The organism is Shewanella maritima (assembly GCF_043643735.1).
Lineage (GTDB): Bacteria > Pseudomonadota > Gammaproteobacteria > Enterobacterales > Shewanellaceae > Shewanella > Shewanella maritima_A.
Genome location: NZ_JBHZSM010000014.1, coordinates 80,919 through 97,889 on the forward strand (window position 1 = coordinate 80,919; position 16,971 = coordinate 97,889).

General features: G+C 41.8%; 15 protein-coding genes. 7 read left to right on the top strand and 8 right to left on the bottom strand.

Features of this window, described 5'->3' with window-relative positions; all coding sequences use genetic code 11:
* Nucleotides 1-103 precede the first annotated feature (103 nt).
* Both fghA and ACHUGF_RS14565 read right to left on the bottom strand, forming a co-directional pair.
* Entirely contained in the window at nucleotides 104-940 is an 837-nt protein-coding gene (gene fghA / locus ACHUGF_RS14560; protein ID WP_394132291.1) for an S-formylglutathione hydrolase, read from the bottom strand.
* 86 nt (nucleotides 941-1,026) lie between these two features.
* Nucleotides 1,027-2,157 carry an S-(hydroxymethyl)glutathione dehydrogenase/class III alcohol dehydrogenase gene (locus tag ACHUGF_RS14565; protein WP_394132293.1) on the bottom strand — a complete coding sequence of 377 codons (1,131 nt, stop codon included), beginning with the start codon at nucleotides 2,155-2,157 and terminating at the stop codon, nucleotides 1,027-1,029.
* A gap of 118 nt (nucleotides 2,158-2,275) precedes the next feature.
* On the opposite strand from ACHUGF_RS14565, the gene ACHUGF_RS14570 reads away from it, so the two are divergent.
* A complete protein-coding gene (locus ACHUGF_RS14570) occupies nucleotides 2,276-3,154 on the top strand; it encodes a LysR substrate-binding domain-containing protein (RefSeq protein ID WP_394132294.1) in 879 nt (292 codons plus the stop codon).
* A gap of 191 nt (nucleotides 3,155-3,345) precedes the next feature.
* A complete protein-coding gene (locus tag ACHUGF_RS14575) occupies nucleotides 3,346-4,476 on the top strand; it encodes a hypothetical protein (protein ID WP_394132296.1) in 1,131 nt (376 codons plus the stop codon).
* Nucleotides 4,477-4,595: 119 nt separating this feature from the next.
* Here the strand turns inward: ACHUGF_RS14575 and ACHUGF_RS14580 are convergent, their stop codons facing one another.
* From ACHUGF_RS14580 to rpmH, 6 genes are all read right to left on the bottom strand, one after another.
* Nucleotides 4,596-5,207 (bottom strand): 3'-5' exonuclease, encoded by a 612-nt coding sequence (locus ACHUGF_RS14580; RefSeq protein ID WP_394132297.1) that lies wholly within the window; start codon nucleotides 5,205-5,207, stop codon nucleotides 4,596-4,598.
* Between the two features lie 119 nt (nucleotides 5,208-5,326).
* The gene (mnmE, locus tag ACHUGF_RS14585; RefSeq protein ID WP_394132298.1) at nucleotides 5,327-6,688 is read right to left on the bottom strand and encodes a tRNA uridine-5-carboxymethylaminomethyl(34) synthesis GTPase MnmE; all 1,362 of its coding nucleotides are present in this window, start codon (nucleotides 6,686-6,688) and stop codon (nucleotides 5,327-5,329) included.
* 76 nt (nucleotides 6,689-6,764) lie between these two features.
* Nucleotides 6,765-8,390: a membrane protein insertase YidC gene (gene yidC, locus ACHUGF_RS14590; RefSeq protein WP_394132299.1), complete on the bottom strand. Its 1,626-nt coding sequence runs from the start codon at nucleotides 8,388-8,390 to the stop codon at nucleotides 6,765-6,767.
* Between the two features lie 3 nt (nucleotides 8,391-8,393).
* Nucleotides 8,394-8,648 (bottom strand): membrane protein insertion efficiency factor YidD, encoded by a 255-nt coding sequence (gene yidD / locus ACHUGF_RS14595; RefSeq protein ID WP_394132300.1) that lies wholly within the window; start codon nucleotides 8,646-8,648, stop codon nucleotides 8,394-8,396.
* A complete protein-coding gene (gene rnpA / locus ACHUGF_RS14600; protein WP_394132301.1) occupies nucleotides 8,615-8,971 on the bottom strand; it encodes a ribonuclease P protein component in 357 nt (118 codons plus the stop codon). Before rnpA ends, yidD begins: the two co-directional genes overlap by 34 nt.
* A gap of 15 nt (nucleotides 8,972-8,986) precedes the next feature.
* Complete coding sequence (gene rpmH, locus ACHUGF_RS14605) at nucleotides 8,987-9,124, bottom strand: 50S ribosomal protein L34 (protein ID WP_006083827.1); 138 nt, start codon at nucleotides 9,122-9,124, stop codon at nucleotides 8,987-8,989.
* Between the two features lie 448 nt (nucleotides 9,125-9,572).
* On the opposite strand from rpmH, the gene dnaA reads away from it, so the two are divergent.
* The 5 genes from dnaA to ACHUGF_RS14630 all read left to right on the top strand — a co-directional run bounded on the left by dnaA (nucleotide 9,573) and on the right by ACHUGF_RS14630 (nucleotide 16,905).
* Nucleotides 9,573-10,961, top strand: coding sequence for a chromosomal replication initiator protein DnaA (dnaA, locus tag ACHUGF_RS14610; protein WP_394132303.1), 1,389 nt, complete (start codon nucleotides 9,573-9,575; stop codon nucleotides 10,959-10,961).
* Between the two features lie 19 nt (nucleotides 10,962-10,980).
* Nucleotides 10,981-12,081 (top strand): DNA polymerase III subunit beta, encoded by a 1,101-nt coding sequence (dnaN, locus tag ACHUGF_RS14615; RefSeq protein WP_394132304.1) that lies wholly within the window; start codon nucleotides 10,981-10,983, stop codon nucleotides 12,079-12,081.
* Between the two features lie 89 nt (nucleotides 12,082-12,170).
* Nucleotides 12,171-13,253: a DNA replication/repair protein RecF gene (gene recF, locus ACHUGF_RS14620; RefSeq protein ID WP_394132306.1), complete on the top strand. Its 1,083-nt coding sequence runs from the start codon at nucleotides 12,171-12,173 to the stop codon at nucleotides 13,251-13,253.
* Nucleotides 13,254-13,268: 15 nt separating this feature from the next.
* Complete coding sequence (gene gyrB / locus ACHUGF_RS14625) at nucleotides 13,269-15,689, top strand: DNA topoisomerase (ATP-hydrolyzing) subunit B (RefSeq protein ID WP_394132307.1); 2,421 nt, start codon at nucleotides 13,269-13,271, stop codon at nucleotides 15,687-15,689.
* Nucleotides 15,690-15,849: 160 nt separating this feature from the next.
* Nucleotides 15,850-16,905, top strand: a complete 1,056-nt coding sequence (locus ACHUGF_RS14630; protein WP_394132308.1) for an HDOD domain-containing protein — start codon at nucleotides 15,850-15,852, stop codon at nucleotides 16,903-16,905.
* Nucleotides 16,906-16,971: the final 66 nt, after the last annotated feature.

Here is a 16,971-nt window from a genome sequence, read left to right on the forward strand (position 1 = left end):
TTTTTACATTGGGGGGTCTTATATATTATTTCGATTGCCTTAGAAAATGTTCCACATGAAACAGCTTTATTTATATATTTATCATCGCAATTTAAACAATTTGCTAAAGGTACTTTGCATGAAACCTTAAGTGGTCTTCAATAAAACTACTGATAAAGAAATAACTATGATCATATCCCTGCTGCATGCGTAATGTCAGTGGGAAGTTCTTCATTTTTGCAGCTTCAACTAATGTTTCTGGCTTTAGTTGCTGATTTAAGAAGTTATCGTCACTACCTTGATCCACCAGCATAGGTACAGATGATTCAGCAACTTTCATTAACTCAACACTGTCGTACTCTAGCCAGTCTTGCTGGTTTTCTCCCAAATAGCCATTAAATGCTTTTTGACCCCAAGGGCAATCAATGGGGTGACATATTGGACTAAAAGCAGACACGCTGGTGTAGCGCGATAAGTTTTTGAACGCAATGGATAACGCACCATGGCCGCCCATAGAGTGGCCGCTTATTGCACGTTGACTGGTTACCGGGAAATGCTGCTCAATTAACTCTGGCAGTTCATTAACTACGTAATTATACATATGATAATGCTGGGAAAAGGGGGGTTGAGTTGCATTGATATAAAAGCCTGCGCCTAATCCAAAGTCATAAGCCCCATCAGCATCATCTGCAACTCCATCACCGCGCGGGCTCGTGTCTGGTGCAACAATTGCCAAGCCTAACTCGGCTGCAATACGAAGTGCGCCGGCTTTCTGCATAAAGTTTTCATCGGTGCAAGTTAAGCCTGATAACCAATAAAGCACAGGTACATTTTGTTTTTCAGCCTGTGGTGGTAGGTATATAGCAAAGCGCATATCACAATGATTGCTTGATGATGGGTGGGTAAATTGTTTGTGCCAGCCGCCAAATGCTTTAGCTGCGCTTATTTGGGTTAAACTCATTGTCTGTACCTTGTTATGGCTGTAAACAGAGTAAAGCTTTTGTTCGCTGAGTTATTTATACTTCAGCGAACGAAGGCTTGTTTAGGTTACTTATCGAAATGAATCACACTGCGGATACTTTCGCCTTTATGCATTAGATCGAATGCTTCATTAATATCACCTAGCCCCATTGTGTGAGTGATGAACTGGTTAAGTTCAAACTCACCATTTAAATATTGCTCTACAATGCCAGGTAGTTCGCTACGACCTTTAACGCCACCAAATGCGCTGCCTTTCCAGACTCGACCAGTGACAAGTTGAAATGGACGGGTTGAGATTTCTTGCCCTGCGCCAGCAACACCAATGATGACAGATTCTCCCCAACCTTTGTGACAACACTCTAATGCGCTGCGCATTACATTGACGTTACCAATACACTCAAATGAGTAATCCACGCCGCCGTCGGTCATTTCAACAATGACTTCTTGAATCGGTTTATCAAAATCACTGGGATTAATACAATCTGTTGCGCCAAGCTTTTTAGCGAGTTCAAATTTTGACTCATTAATATCAACACCAATTATGCGTGATGCACCTGCCATTGTTGCACCAATAATGGCAGATAAACCAATGCCGCCTAAACCAAAGATAGCAACGGTATCACCTTGCTCCACTTTAGCTGTATTGAGCACCGCTCCCATACCTGTTGTTACGCCGCAACCAAGCAAACATACTTCTTCGAGTGGTGCAGATTTGTTAACTTTTGCCAGTGAAATTTCAGGTAAAACAGTATATTCAGAAAAGGTAGAGCAGCCCATGTAATGGAAAATTGGCTCACCCTCTTTGTAAAAGCGGGTCGTACCATCTGGCATTAAGCCTTTTCCTTGGGTTTCACGAACTGCACTGCATAAGTTAGTTTTACCAGACTTACAGAATTTACATTCACCACATTCAGCAGTGTATAAAGGAATAACATGATCGCCGACTTGTACGCTGGTAACACCTTCACCGACCATTTCTACAATACCGCCACCTTCATGGCCTAAAATAGCTGGGAATACACCTTCGGGATCATCACCTGAAAGGGTAAAGGCATCGGTATGGCATACCCCTGATGCAATGACTTTTACCATCACTTCCCCTTTTTTAGGGTACATCACATCCACTTCTTCAACTTTTAGTGGTTGACCCGGACCCCAAGCGATAGCCGCTTTTGATTTAATAAATTGTGCAGACATGTGGTGATTCCTTTAGGAGTAATATTCAGATTAAGTGTAGAAGATTAAAAGATTGTAATTGTTTTCATATAAATGATAATTACCCAAATATGTAAATCACTTTTACGAGATAGTAATAATGAATCCATGGGAAGGTGTTATAGAATTTGTGGCAGTGGCAAAGTCCGACAGTTTTACTGCTGCGGGTAAACGGCTCAATATTTCAACTGCGCAAGTGAGCCGTCAAGTGAGCCAATTAGAAAACCGTCTACAAACAAAATTACTCTATCGCACCACACGTAAAGTATCGCTCACCGAAGAAGGAGCGGTATATTTAAGGCATTGTCAGCAAGTATTAGAAGGCCTTGATGAAGCTGAGCGTGCAATATCTAGTTTGCAACATACGCCTCATGGCCTGATTAGAATGACAGCCCCTGTCACTTATGGTGAGCGGTTTGTTATGCCTGTTGTGACAGACTTTATGCAACAATTTCCATCGGTTGAGGTAATTTGTGAATTAACCAATAGGCAACTTGATTTAGTTGAAGGTGGTTATGATCTCGCCATTCGGTTAGGGCGATTATCTGATTCAAGTATGATGGCTAAAAGGTTATCTAGCCGGCAGCAATATGTGTGTGCTTCACCTGAGTATATTGCTCGCTATGGTGAGCCAAATACGTTAGCTGAACTGTCGGAACATAATTGTCTGTTGGGTTCGCAGCCTCATTGGTATTTTGTTGAATCGGATAAAACTCGCAGCATAAAAGTGCAGGGAAGTTTACAGTGCAGTAGTGGTATGAGTTTATTGGATGCAGCAATCAAAGGGGTTGGGATGGTGCAATTGCCTGGATATTATGTGCAGCAAGCAATAACAGAAGGAAAGTTACAAACCTTATTAACCTCTTACCAGCAGCCTAAGGAAGGAATCTGGGCTTTATATCCACAAAATAGGCATCTTTCATCCAAAGTACGCTTGTTGGTTGATAAGCTCGCGGTGGTTTTAGGGAAAATGGAATAAATAATAATCGCGCCACTTCACTTTTTTAAACATCTATCCTACTAAATACTAACAAAACGGCTATGGTTTAGGCTTACTTCACTATCTAGCCCTTTTATAGCTGCACAGCAGTGCCTGTTGCTCTGATTATGTTAACCATCTGCAAGGCTGCAATCGCTATAGATACCCTATTATCTAAATCAATTGAGCCCATGATGAATATTTTAACCTTGTTCTTATTTGTAATTATTTTTTCTTGTCTTTGTGTTTCGCAGGCTTACGCTGCAGATGACTCACCTGATGGTATTGATGTGTCGGGTACCTTAAGGGTCAATTATGCTTATATCGATTATAACCAAGCCTCTAAAGACAAATTAGGTGATTTCACTTTTGATATGGCGGCTATTAAGTTTGATGGCAAATTAGGTCAATGGGGGCTAGCGACTGAGTATCGTTTTTATGATGGTTGGCAAACATTGCGATATGGATATGGTTTTTACGATGTGAATCCGCAGTGGCAGCTACAGTTTGGCGTGACACAAAAACCGTTTGGTAACCCGGGATTTATTTCAAATAGTTTTTGGTTTGGTGTGCCTTATTATTTGGGTTTTGAAGATGATTATGATTTGGGTGTTAAAGGTGTGTATCAACAAGGTGCTTGGGGCACTGAAATCGCCGTATTTAAAAATGGAGAGTTTTCCGCCAGTAACAATGACCGCTATTCACCGGACTTATACACTGGAACAGTCAATGGCACTGAATATTATAATGAGGAAATTAACCAGTTTAATCTCAGACAAACTTACAAAATCAGTTATGAAGGTGGCCAAACCTTGTTTGGCGGCTCTGTGGAAGTTGGACAAATATATAACAGCAACACAGGTAATACGGGGAGTCGCTACGGTGTCGCTTTGCATATGGATAGTAGTTACCAAAATTGGAACTTACAACTACAAATCATGCAATATGAACATGATGCGGCAGATGCCATTGATGGCAATAAAATTGCCGTAGCGGCCTATAACTGGCAATACGAAATAGCCTCTAAAGCACAAGCTTACAGTGTTAATCTTGCTCGAACTTTCAGTACTGATTGGGGCAGTGTAAAGGTCTATAACGATTTTGGTTTAGTGACGCCAGATGTTGCTGATAACTATTATGATGATAGCTATCAAAATGTCACTGGCGCGGCTATTTCAGCAGGACCGACGTACACTATGATTGATTTTATTATCGGTAAGAATATGTATGCATCTACTGGTGATAATAACCATGTAGGCTTACCTGGAAACAGTGATGATTGGGATAAGCGGGTTAACATTAATTTCGGTTATTATTTCTAGAGGCCATTTTCAGATACCCGATTGCTGATCTATATAGGCTTTAATAAATCGATGACCCACAAAAATGCCAACTTCTAGGTTGGCATTTTGCTATATGGTTAACTTTCCATTTCTAATCATTATAAATTAGCGAGATAACTGGCTACTTTAGCTTTTGGCATGGCTGTAATCGTTAATATCTGCTCAAAACTCAATGGGGCTTTTTTGCTGAGTTGTTCAATGGTTTCAAGTTGATGTTGCCATAAATAGCCAGTCATGGTGGCATCGGCCAAAGCTCTGTGAAAAACACCATCAGTAGGCAGCTGATGATAATCCACTAATGTGCCGAGCTTATGGTTTGGGGCATCTTGATGAATACGTCTTGAAAGCAATAAAGAACAAGCAAATTTACCATTATAACAATGGTTTATACGTTGAAACTCAGCATCTAAAAACTTTTTATCAAAGCTAGCGTTATGAGCCACAAGATTGAAGTCACCGATAAAATCTGCAAAATCAGCCATTACAGTTTCGCAGTTGTCGGCATTAAGTAGCATTTGGTTACTGATACCAGTGTAGTTTTCAATAAAGCTGTTCACACGACGGCCAGGGTTCATTAGTTGTTGAAATGAGTCAACGATTTTACCGTCAACCATTTTTACCGCACCAATCTCGATAGCTCGGTCGCCGTTATCCGGTGATAATCCTGTGGTTTCGAAGTCGAGTATCACGACGTGATTAGCTGGTGTCATGGTTTATCAATTACCTTTTGTAGACATTATATTATGTGGAATGTTGGTATGAGTGAAAGTAAAACGCTGCAGAGTGTTTGCAGCGTTACCGTTTGCAGCGTTAGCACAGTACTTTTCAGCTATTTACCGATGCAAAATGAACTGAAAATTTTACCGAGTAGATCATCAGAAGTGAACTTACCGGTAATTTCAGACAGTGCCATTTGGCACATACGTAGCTCTTCTGCGAGTAATTCGCCAGCTTGAAATACTTCAAGTTGCTCTTTGCCTAGCTGCAGATGGCTTGATGCTAAATCTAATGCTTCAAGATGACGTCGACGAGCAATAAAGCCACCTTCGAGATTACTTTGGTAACCCATTAATGATTTTAAATGTTGTTTTAACTCATCAACACCTAAGCTTGTTTTTGCTGAAATACGGTAAACTTCATTACCTTGTTCAGTGGTGTGATCCAGTGCTTCGCCAGTTAAATCGGCTTTGTTGCGTACAACGGTTACACCCAGGTTTTTAGGTAGGCGGTCAATGAAGTCTGGCCAAATATCGTGAGGGTCTATGGCATCGGTTGTTGTACCATCCACCATAAATAGCACTCTATCTGCTGTTGCTATTTCATCCCAAGCACGTTCAATACCTATTTGTTCTACTGTATCTGTGGTATCGCGAAGACCAGCTGTGTCAATGATGTGTAATGGCATGCCATCAAGATGAATATGCTCGCGTAACACGTCTCGAGTGGTACCCGCTATTTCTGTCACAATAGCTGACTCTTTGCCTGCTAATGCATTTAATAGACTCGATTTGCCAGCATTCGGGCGGCCAGCAATAACCACTTTCATACCTTCACGAATAATTGCGCCTTGCTTTGCGCTGGCTTGTACTTTACTGAGTTTATCAATGATGTTGTACAAGGCATTGGCAATTTTACCATCGGATAAAAAGTCGACTTCTTCATCAGGAAAATCAATGGCGGCTTCGACATATAAACGCAGGTTAGTTACTTGCTCAACAAGTTCGTGCACCTCACTGGAGAACTCACCTTGCAGTGAGTGCAAAGCACTTTTGGCTGCTTGTTCACTGGTGGCATCAATTAAGTCTGCAATTGCTTCAGCCTGAGTTAAATCAAGCTTATCGTTCATAAAAGCTTGCTCACTGAACTCACCAGGCTTGGCAATACGTACACCTTCAACTTCCATAACTCGCTTGATCAACATATCTAAAACAACTTGGCCGCCATGACCTTGCAGTTCTAAAACATCTTCACCTGTAAAAGAGTTGGGTCCTTGAAAGAATAGGGCGATGCCTTGGTCAATGACTTGGTTCTGTGCATCTTTAAAATCACAGTAATCGGCATAGCGCGTTTTAGGCATTTTACCGAGTACGGCTTGTGCTACTGTTGATGCCAGTTCGCCAGATACGCGAATAATACCAACACCGCCACGCCCAGGTGCGGTTGCTTGTGCCACGATAGTGTCTGTCTTCACGTTAATACCTGTTTGTTGATAAAGATAAAGGCGACTAAAAGCCGCCTTTATTTTATAGCTAAAATCAGCTTATTGACTATTTAATGCCACTTTTCTCAAGGTTAGCATAAATCACTTTTTGCTGAATAATTGCCACTAAGTTACCCACTAACCAGTATAGAACTAGACCTGCTGGGAACCATAGGAAGAATACAGTGAAGATCACTGGCATCCACTGCATCATCTTTATTTGCATAGGATCCATGGTTGGCGACATAGGTTGCATCTTTTGCATGAACCACATAGATGCACCCATTAGTAGCGGTAGCACGTAGTAAGGATCTTGCACTGACAAGTCATCAATCCACAGCATGAATGGCGCATGACGCAATTCATAGCTTTCTAGTAATACCCAGTAAAGCGCGATGAAGATTGGCATTTGTAGGAAGATAGGTAAACAACCACCCATAGGGTTTACTTTTTCTTTCTTATAAAGCTCCATCATTGCTTGACCCATCTTCTGACGATCTTCGCCATAGCGGTCTTTTAGCTCAGCAAGCTTAGGCTGTAAGTTACGCATCTTAGCCATAGAAGTGTATTGCGACTTCGTTAATGGGTACATGATGAAACGTACAGTTAGGGTAATTAAGATAATTGCAGCACCCCAGTTACCAACAAATGATTGGAACATCATCAATAGCCAGTGAATTGGAATCGCTAACCACCACAAGAAGCCGTAATCTACAACGAGGTTAAGTGATTCTGAAAGTGCAGAAAGCGCTTTCTGATCTTTAGGACCTACATAGAAGTGCGAGCTAATAGTTTGTTGTGCACCAGGAGCGATGTCATGTACTGAACCGCGGAAACCAATGTTTGCTAAACCACCAGCACTCATACTTGAGAAAATGGTGTTTGAATCATTTGCAGGTGGTACCCAAGCCGATACAAAGTAGTGCTGTAGCATTGCCGCCCAACCACCTAGCGTAGTTTGGTTGAGGTTGCTTTTTGCTATGTCACTGAAGTCATACTTTTCGTAACGAGTATCTTGAGTTGAGAATGCAGAACCACGATAGGTTGGCATCATCATACTGCTTTCAGATGGGCGTACAGTTTGTTTAATTTGACCATACATCTGCAATTGCAAAGCTTCTGCTGTGTTATTGCTGATGTTGTAATCTACTTTTACGTCATATTGACCACGGGTAAAGGTAAAGTTCTTAACATACACAGCACCGTTTGCATCGGTGAAGGTCAGTGGCACAACTAAGCTATCTTGACCATCAGCTAAGGTAAATGACTCACTTGGTGCAGAGAAATAAGCACGCCCTTGTGCAGTGTCGATACCATTGCGGCCAATCAAACCACTTTGAGCAATGTAGGTAAAGTCATTGGTTTGTTCAAGAATAACAAAAGGGTCATTCTGGTCGATTTCAACTTTATGCTTAACTAATGCTGCATAAACAATATCACCACCCACAGGGTTGATTTTAATGTCTAATGTGTCAGTTTTAACCGTGATAATTTCAGTGTTAGCGGGTAGCTGAACTGGAACACCGACATTATCAGCTTCAGGAACATCTGCGCTGTAATTTGTTGCTGGCGTCGTTTGTGCGGCTACTTGTGATTGAGCCGGTTGTGGCGCTTTATCTGATTGCCATTGTTGCCAGAGTAGAAAACTGACAAAAAGCAGACCAATAAGCAATATATTGCGTTGAGATTCCATAATCTATTTATTACACCTGTCATTTTTGGGTGGGACGGGATCAATTCCGCCGGGATGTAAAGGATTACATTTTAATATGCGTTTCGCTGCAAACCAACACCCTTTTAACGCTCCATGCGTATTTATTGCCTCAATTGCATAATGAGAACAAGTTGGGTGAAAACGACATCGTTGCCCTATCAGAGGGCTGATAAAGAGTTGGTAGCCTCTGACTGCCTTAATGGCTAGCCATTGTAACGGCGATTGAGTTTGCGCCATAACTTCTCTATCAATCGATGTAGTTGGTCATTTTCCATATCTACAACGCCATTTCTAACCAACACCACTATATCGAGATTAGGGAGATCATGTTGATGTAATCGAAAACTGGTCCTTATCACTCTTTTTATACGGTTGCGATCACTTGCGTTTTTGACAAAACGTTTAGCTACAGTTAATCCAATCCGAGGATGTTGCTCTGAGTTAGGAATTGCAAGCAGAGTAATTTCAGCAGAAGATGCTTTGATGGGGTTGTTAAATACAGATTTAAATTGCGCGGGAGTTAATAGTCTTAACTCCCGCGTAAAGGTATAGCTAGTCACCTAGTTCACTACTTATTAAGCAGATAAACGTGCGCGACCTTTTGCACGACGACGTGCAAGCACCTTACGACCACCTACAGTGGCCATACGAGCGCGGAAGCCGTGAGAACGCTTGCGCTTCAGGTTGCTAGGTTGAAAAGTACGTTTACTCATGATGGCAATCCGTCTTTGTTAGTTAATAATCCTGCACTCTAATAAAACTATCAGAGGTAAGGGCAAAAAAGAGGCCGAATTGTAATCACTTTAGTCGCTAGCGTCAACAACGAAAGTACTTATGTGGTTAAATTCTGCCAATCTTTATTTGATACTTTACCGTTTGTAGCACCAGAAGATGTGGATAAGTCTGTTAACTAACACTATATCTTGTGGATCTTGGCGGCTTAAATTAGATCAAAGGCGCTTATTATAGATCAAAGTCGATCTGTTTATAAAGCGGGTAGCACATCAAATTATCGAGAAATGGATCGAAATTGATCTTTAATGATCCAAGATATCCACATACAATGATCGCTCTGGGGATAATTCTTCGATAAAGCATAGCGATCATTGAAGTCTCGCTATAGAATACACCTCCTTTAACAAGATATTTGGGGATAAATAAGTGGCGGTTTCACTTTGGCAACAATGTATCGGCAGATTACAAGACGAGCTACCTGCTCAACAGTTTAGTATGTGGATCCGTCCGTTACAGGCTGAAATGGAAGGCGATACCCTCGTGCTTTATGCACCCAATCGTTTTGTATTGGATTGGGTCCGCGACAAATATATCAATATCATCAATCAGTTTTTTACTGAGCACATGGGTGGCGATGCCCCAAAGTTACGTTTTGATATCGGTAGTCGGCCGTCTGCGCCGAAAGCAAAGGCGGGCGTAACCGCTATGCCTAAAAAAGCCAGCACGGGCCAACCCAAAGCTGCGCAAGGTACGACGTTTAATGCTAAGGCTGAGCCTGTCATTGATGCCAATCACCGCAGTAATATCAATCCAACTTATCAATTTGATAACTTTGTTGAAGGTAAATCTAACCAACTGGGTAAAGCCGCTGCATTACAAGTCGCTGAAAATCCAGGTGGTGCATATAACCCACTATTTTTATATGGCGGTACGGGTTTAGGTAAAACCCACTTATTACATGCTGTGGGCAATGGCATTATTAACAACAACCCGAATGCCAAAGTGGTTTACATGCATTCTGAGCGTTTTGTGCAAGACATGGTTAAAGCCTTACAAAATAATGCCATTGAAGACTTTAAGCGTTATTACCGCAGTGTTGATGCATTATTCATTGATGATATTCAGTTCTTTGCGAACAAAGACCGCTCACAAGAAGAGTTTTTCCATACCTTTAACGCACTGTTGGAAGGTAATCACCAAATTATTTTAACCTCTGACCGTTACCCAAAAGAAATTGATGGTGTAGAAGACCGCCTTAAATCGCGTTTTGGTTGGGGATTAACAGTGGCCATTGAGCCACCTGAATTAGAAACCCGTGTTGCGATTTTGATGCGTAAGGCACAAGAAAGTGGCATTAACCTCCCTGATGAAGTGGCATTCTTTATTGCTAAGCGTTTACGTTCAAATGTACGTGAGCTGGAAGGGGCATTAAATCGTGTCATTGCCAATGCTAACTTCACTGGCCGACCAATTACTATTGACTTTGTTCGAGAAGCGCTAAGAGACCTCTTGGCACTGCAGGAAAAATTAGTCACTATAGACAATATTCAGAAAACCGTAGCTGAATATTACAAAATTAAAATGGCTGATATGCTATCAAAACGCCGCTCGCGCAGTGTGGCTAGACCTCGACAAGTGGCAATGGCACTATCTAAAGAGCTCACTAACCAAAGCTTGCCTGAAATTGGTGATGCATTTGGTGGTCGTGACCATACGACAGTGTTACATGCTTGTCGTAAAATCGCGCAGTTACGCGAAGAGAGTCATGATATAAAAGAAGACTACGCCAATTTAATTCGAACACTATCGTCTTAATTCAGGGAATGTGGACTCAATGAAATTTTCAATCGATAGGGATGCCCTATTAAAACCGTTACAACTGGTGTGTGGCGCGGTTGAGCGTCGTCATAACCTACCTATTCTAGCCAACTTACTTGTTGAAGTTAGTGAACATTCACTTCAGCTCACAGGTACTGATTTAGAAGTTGAACTCGTTGGGCAAGCGCCAATATATGGTGATATTGAGCTTGGGCGCACAACGGTACCAGCTAAAAAATTGCTGGATATTGTTAAATCATTACCAGACAACTCAGAATTAAAAATTGAGCAGCAAGATAACCGTTGGTTATTACGTTGTGGCCGCAGTCGTTTTACCTTAGCCACTTTGCCTGCTGAAGATTACCCAAATGTTGAAGCATTCAGCGCTGATATTGAATTTAGCCTAAAGCAGGGTGTGCTTAAGTCAATTATTGACTCGACCCAATTCTCTATGGCTAACCAAGATGTGCGCTACTATCTCAACGGATTATTATTTGAAACCGAAGGCAATGTGTTGCGTTCAATTGCTACAGATGGCCATCGGTTGGCGCTAAGTCATCGTATGGTTGAGCAGTCATTACCTGAAAAGCAGGTCATTGTGCCCCGTAAAGGGGTGGTTGAAATGTCTCGCTTGCTGGATAGTGAAGACCAAGACATTACCATTGCTATCGGTGACAGTGCGATTAGAGCAATCACTAGCTCAGCAGTATTTACCAGTAAGTTAGTAGATGGGCGTTTCCCTGATTACCGTCGTGTGTTACCTAAAGGTGGTAATAAGGTCGTGATTGCGAGTCGTAACCACCTAAAGCAGGCACTTACTCGTGCGTCTATCTTATCTAACGAGAAATTCCGCGGTGTACGCATTCAGCTTGAAACAGGCTTATTAAAAATTACAGCTAATAACCCTGAACAGGAAGAAGCGGAAGAGATCATTGATGTAGAATATGACTCTGGTGACTTAGAAATTGGCTTTAATGTGAGCTATTTGCTTGATGTGTTAAACAATCTAGCCAGTGATGATGTACGCATTACCTTGATTGATGGTAACTCCAGCGCATTGATTGAAAATCACAAAGAAGAAGATTCTATGTACGTTGTGATGCCAATGCGTTTATAAAACAACGCCATACTCGTGTAAAGGTGCTTTTTACTGTGTAACAAGCGCCTTTTTTGTCTTTAGTCGGTTTGATTGTATCTTAGGGTTTCATGAGTTTATCCCGTCTTAATATCAGCGGTTTTCGCAATATCACTGAAGCTAAATTGGCTTTAAGTGATGGTTTAAACCTGATTTATGGAGAAAATGGCAGCGGCAAGACGAGTATTCTTGAGGCTATTTTCTTTTTGGGGATGGGGCGTTCATTTCGTAGTCACTTGTCGCAACGCGTGATAAATACCGAACAAGATAACTTAACGTTATTTGCTGAAAAACAAGATGACGTACTTCCTTGCAAAATTGGTTTGCGCAGATTTCGTAATGGCGATATTGACGTCAAAATTAACGGCGACAATATTAAGCGCTTATCCACGTTAGCCGAAACATTACCCATCCAAGTTATCACGCCAGAGAGCTTTTCTTTATTGTTTGAAGGACCAAAATCACGTCGGCAATTCATTGATTGGGGGGCGTTTCATTGCGATAGTACTTTCCATCAAGCGTGGGCGAATACTCGCAGAATATTAAAACAAAGAAATCAGTTACTTAGAAATCAGTCTAGCTATTCCAATATTCTATTTTGGGATAAGGAGTTGGTGCGGTATGCTGAGCAAGTAACCGATATACGAAATCAATATGTAGACTCGTTAAATGCGCTACTAAAGGGTATAATCGGAGAGTTTTTACCTCAGGTTGATATCAAGGTTTCTTTTACCCGAGGATGGGACAGCAAAACGGAATATTTGCAGCTACTTGAAAATCAATATCCGCGAGATTTAGCATCAGGATATACAAGCAGCGGCCCCCATAAAGCGGATTTACGTTTACGTGTGGGCAACCTTCCCGTTCAAGATGCACTGTCCCGTGGACAATTAAAATTATTAGTCTGTGCACTGCGTATTGCACAGGGAATGTTGCTCAAACAACAACTGAATAAGCACAGTATTTATTTAGTCGACGATTTACCGTCGGAGTTGGATGCAAAGCATAGGCAACTATTGCTGAAACAGTTAACGGCTACAGGGGCACAAATATTTGTCACCGCCATTGACCCATCGGCAATAGTCGATTCGTTATCTAGCCCACCCAATAGGACGTTTCACGTGGAGCAGGGCAAGATAACGGTTATTGAATAACAACGAGAGAGAAATATGTCAGAGAATAGTTACGATTCTTCCAGTATTAAGGTATTAAAAGGCCTTGATGCTGTACGTAAGAGACCTGGTATGTACATTGGTGATACTGATGACGGTACCGGTTTACATCACATGGTATTCGAAGTCGTCGATAACTCAATCGATGAAGCGTTAGCAGGACACTGTAACGAAATTACCATCACTATTCATGCTGATGGCTCTGTATCTGTACAAGATGATGGCCGTGGTATTCCAGTTGAAGTCCACCCAGAAGAAGGCGTGTCAGCAGCAGAAGTTATTATGACAGTACTGCATGCTGGTGGTAAGTTTGATGACAACTCATATAAAGTTTCTGGCGGTTTACACGGTGTAGGTGTATCGGTAGTGAATGCACTATCGGAAAAACTGCAAATGACTATCCGTCGTGAAGGCAAAGTGTATGAGCAATTTTACACTATGGGTGTACCTGAAGCACCAATTGCACCAGTAGGCGATACCGATAAGACCGGAACAGCAATTCGCTTTTGGCCGAGTAAAGAAACTTTCTCAGATACGCTATTCCACTTCGACATTCTAGCTAAGCGTGTGCGTGAGTTATCTTTCTTGAACTCTGGTGTGGGTATTCGCTTGGTCGATGAGCGCGAAGAAGACCGTAACGAGTTCTTTAAATACGATGGTGGTATTAGCGCATTTGTTGATTACTTAAATCGCAATAAAACACCGGTTAACAAAGATATCTTTCATTTCCAGCATGAGCGTGAGGACGGCATTACCGTTGAAGTGGCGATGCAGTGGAATGATGGTTATCAAGAAAACATTTTCTGTTTTACCAATAACATCCCACAGCGTGATGGTGGTACTCACTTAGCCGGCTTCCGTGGTGCGCTGACTCGTAACCTTAATAATTATATGGAGCGTGAAGGCTTCAATAAAAAAGGTAAAACAAACGCTAGTGGTGATGACGCGCGTGAAGGTCTAACTGCTGTTATTTCGGTTAAAGTGCCCGATCCAAAATTCAGCTCGCAAACTAAAGATAAATTAGTTTCAAGCGAAGTGAAAAGCGCTGTTGAACAAACCATGGGTGAGAAGTTAAACGACTACTTACTTGAAAACCCAGTGGACGCAAAGCTGATTGTTGGCAAGATTGTTGATGCAGCACGTGCTCGTGAAGCGGCACGAAAAGCCCGTGAAATGACGCGTCGTAAAGGTGCATTAGATTTAGGTGGTTTACCCGGCAAACTTGCTGACTGCCAAGAGAAAGATCCTGGTCTTTCTGAAATATACATAGTGGAGGGTGACTCTGCTGGTGGTAGTGCTAAGCAGGGACGAAACCGTAAGAACCAAGCTATTTTGCCACTTAAGGGTAAAATCCTTAACGTAGAAAAAGCACGCTTTGACAAGATGTTATCTTCGCAAGAAGTTGCCACCCTTATCACCGCTCTTGGTTGTGGTATTGGTCGTGATGAATACGACCCAGAAAAAACGCGTTATCACAACATCATCATCATGACCGATGCTGACGTCGATGGTTCGCACATTCGTACCTTGCTGTTGACTTTCTTCTTCCGTCAAATGCCTGAACTGATTGAGCGTGGTTTTGTTTATATTGCACAGCCACCGCTATTTAAAGTGAAAAAAGGTAAGCAAGAGCAGTATCTGAAAGATGAGCCAGCATTAACAGAGTACCTGACAACACAAGCGTTAGATAACACGCACATCTATCCAAGCCAAGGCGCACCAGGTATGTCTGGTGAGCCACTTGAGCGTTTGGTTCATCAGTATCGTGACGTAGAAGCCATTGTGCAGCGTTTAGAGAAACGTTACCCAACAAATCTTACGGACAGAATGTTATATCATCCAGCTGTTACTGCTGACATGCTGACTGATGAAGCCGCTATGAAAGCTTGGGGGGACACGTTCGTTGCTGATTTAGTTGAGCGTGAAAGTGATGGTGTCATTTACTCTGTGATAGTAACTCATGATCCAGAGCGTCAAGTTTATACACCAACACTGACCATCCGTAAGCATGGTATCGATACCAACTATTTATTTGGTTATGATTTCTTCAACTCAGCTGATTACCAGCAAATTGCTAAGATGGGTGATGCTATCAATGGCATGGTTGAAGAGGGGGGCTATGTGAAGCGTGGTGAGCGTATGAAAGAAGTCAGTAGCTTTGTTGAAGCACTTGATTGGACCATGAGTGAAGCTAAACGTGGCTTGTACATTCAACGCTACAAAGGATTGGGCGAAATGAATCCTGAGCAGCTATGGGAAACGACAATGGATCCAGAAACTCGTCGTATGTTGCGCGTAACCATTGAAGATGCAGTTGCTGCAGATCAATTATTCACAACACTGATGGGTGACCAAGTTGAACCACGTCGTGACTTTATTGAAACCAATGCATTGAATGTGGCAAACCTCGACGTGTAATGTTGATGAAGTCATTGTTATACATTCTTCTGATCTAGGCGAATGACAAAAGGCACTTTTAAAGTGCCTTTTTTATACTTGTGTGATTACCGAGACAAATAACAGTCGTTTTTAGGTCTAAAATAACTCTTACTAATAGTCATTTCTAAGGCGCATGCTGGTGGTTGGAAAACTTTTTAAAAAGCTATTCAATATTCGCGATACTAAACCTCAAGCAAAGTTTACAGGTACTCCCGCGGCCGTAAAGCGTCAGCAGCATGCCCAAGCAACATCTTCAATCGTGCTAACATCTAATGAAACTGGTACTTCACCTTCAGTCGACGTAGATTTATCAGCTTTATTTTATGGCTTATTGTTTCCTCAGCAGCCCCATGGAACTGTGGCAGGAACCAATAAATTAGAGAAAAAAGTCATGGCCGAAATAGAGCAAGCATTAACAGCAGTCGATGTAATTGCAGAATCCACACTAAAACTCCCAAGTAAAATTGTTGAATTAGATAGACAATTGGCTGATGACAGTATTGATACTGATGCTTTGATTGCGTTAATTGAGCAAGATCCTCTACTGAGCGTTGAGGTCTTAAAACTATGTAATTCACCGGCTTTTCGGCGCAGCGATAAAGACATCACTAGTTTGCAACAGGCGTTAGTACAGTTAGGTCGAAGCCAATTAAGGCGCTTTGTTAGCAGCTGTTTAGCTCGTGAAATGATAGACATTAAGCCTATTTATTTTAGACGGTTTGGTGCCAAAGTTTGGCGTCATTCCATGCAGGTAGCCTTTCTTGCCAGTGAGTTAGCTAATGAGAATACTGAGTCAGTTTTCCTGCTGGGCCTGTTACATGATGTGGGGAAAATTGCCATTTTTAAGCTGTTAATTGATGCATTTTATCAAGCTGAGCCAGGTGAACAACCGCGTTCATTATTGTTCAGTCAGGTGATGACATCAAAGTCATTGACGTTAAGTGCATTGTTAGCGAAAGAGTGGCAACTACCTCCGACATTTTCAGATAATTTGGCATTATTAGCAAATAGTGACAATGTGCCGCAACCTGAGTTGGCACTTGCGATTTGGCAAGCCAATATTATCAGTGAGTGTTCTATGTTAAAGCAGGAAAATAAGCTTTCTGATGCTGCTTTAGTCACGCTAACCGCTAAGGTAGGAATATCTATCGAACAGTTTGAAACCTTACATGAAAAGCTTATTCAGTTTAATTAGTTTCTATCTTAATTAACCTGTAAGTCGTTTGAAACTCTGTATATCGGTCATAAAAAAAGCGCCATT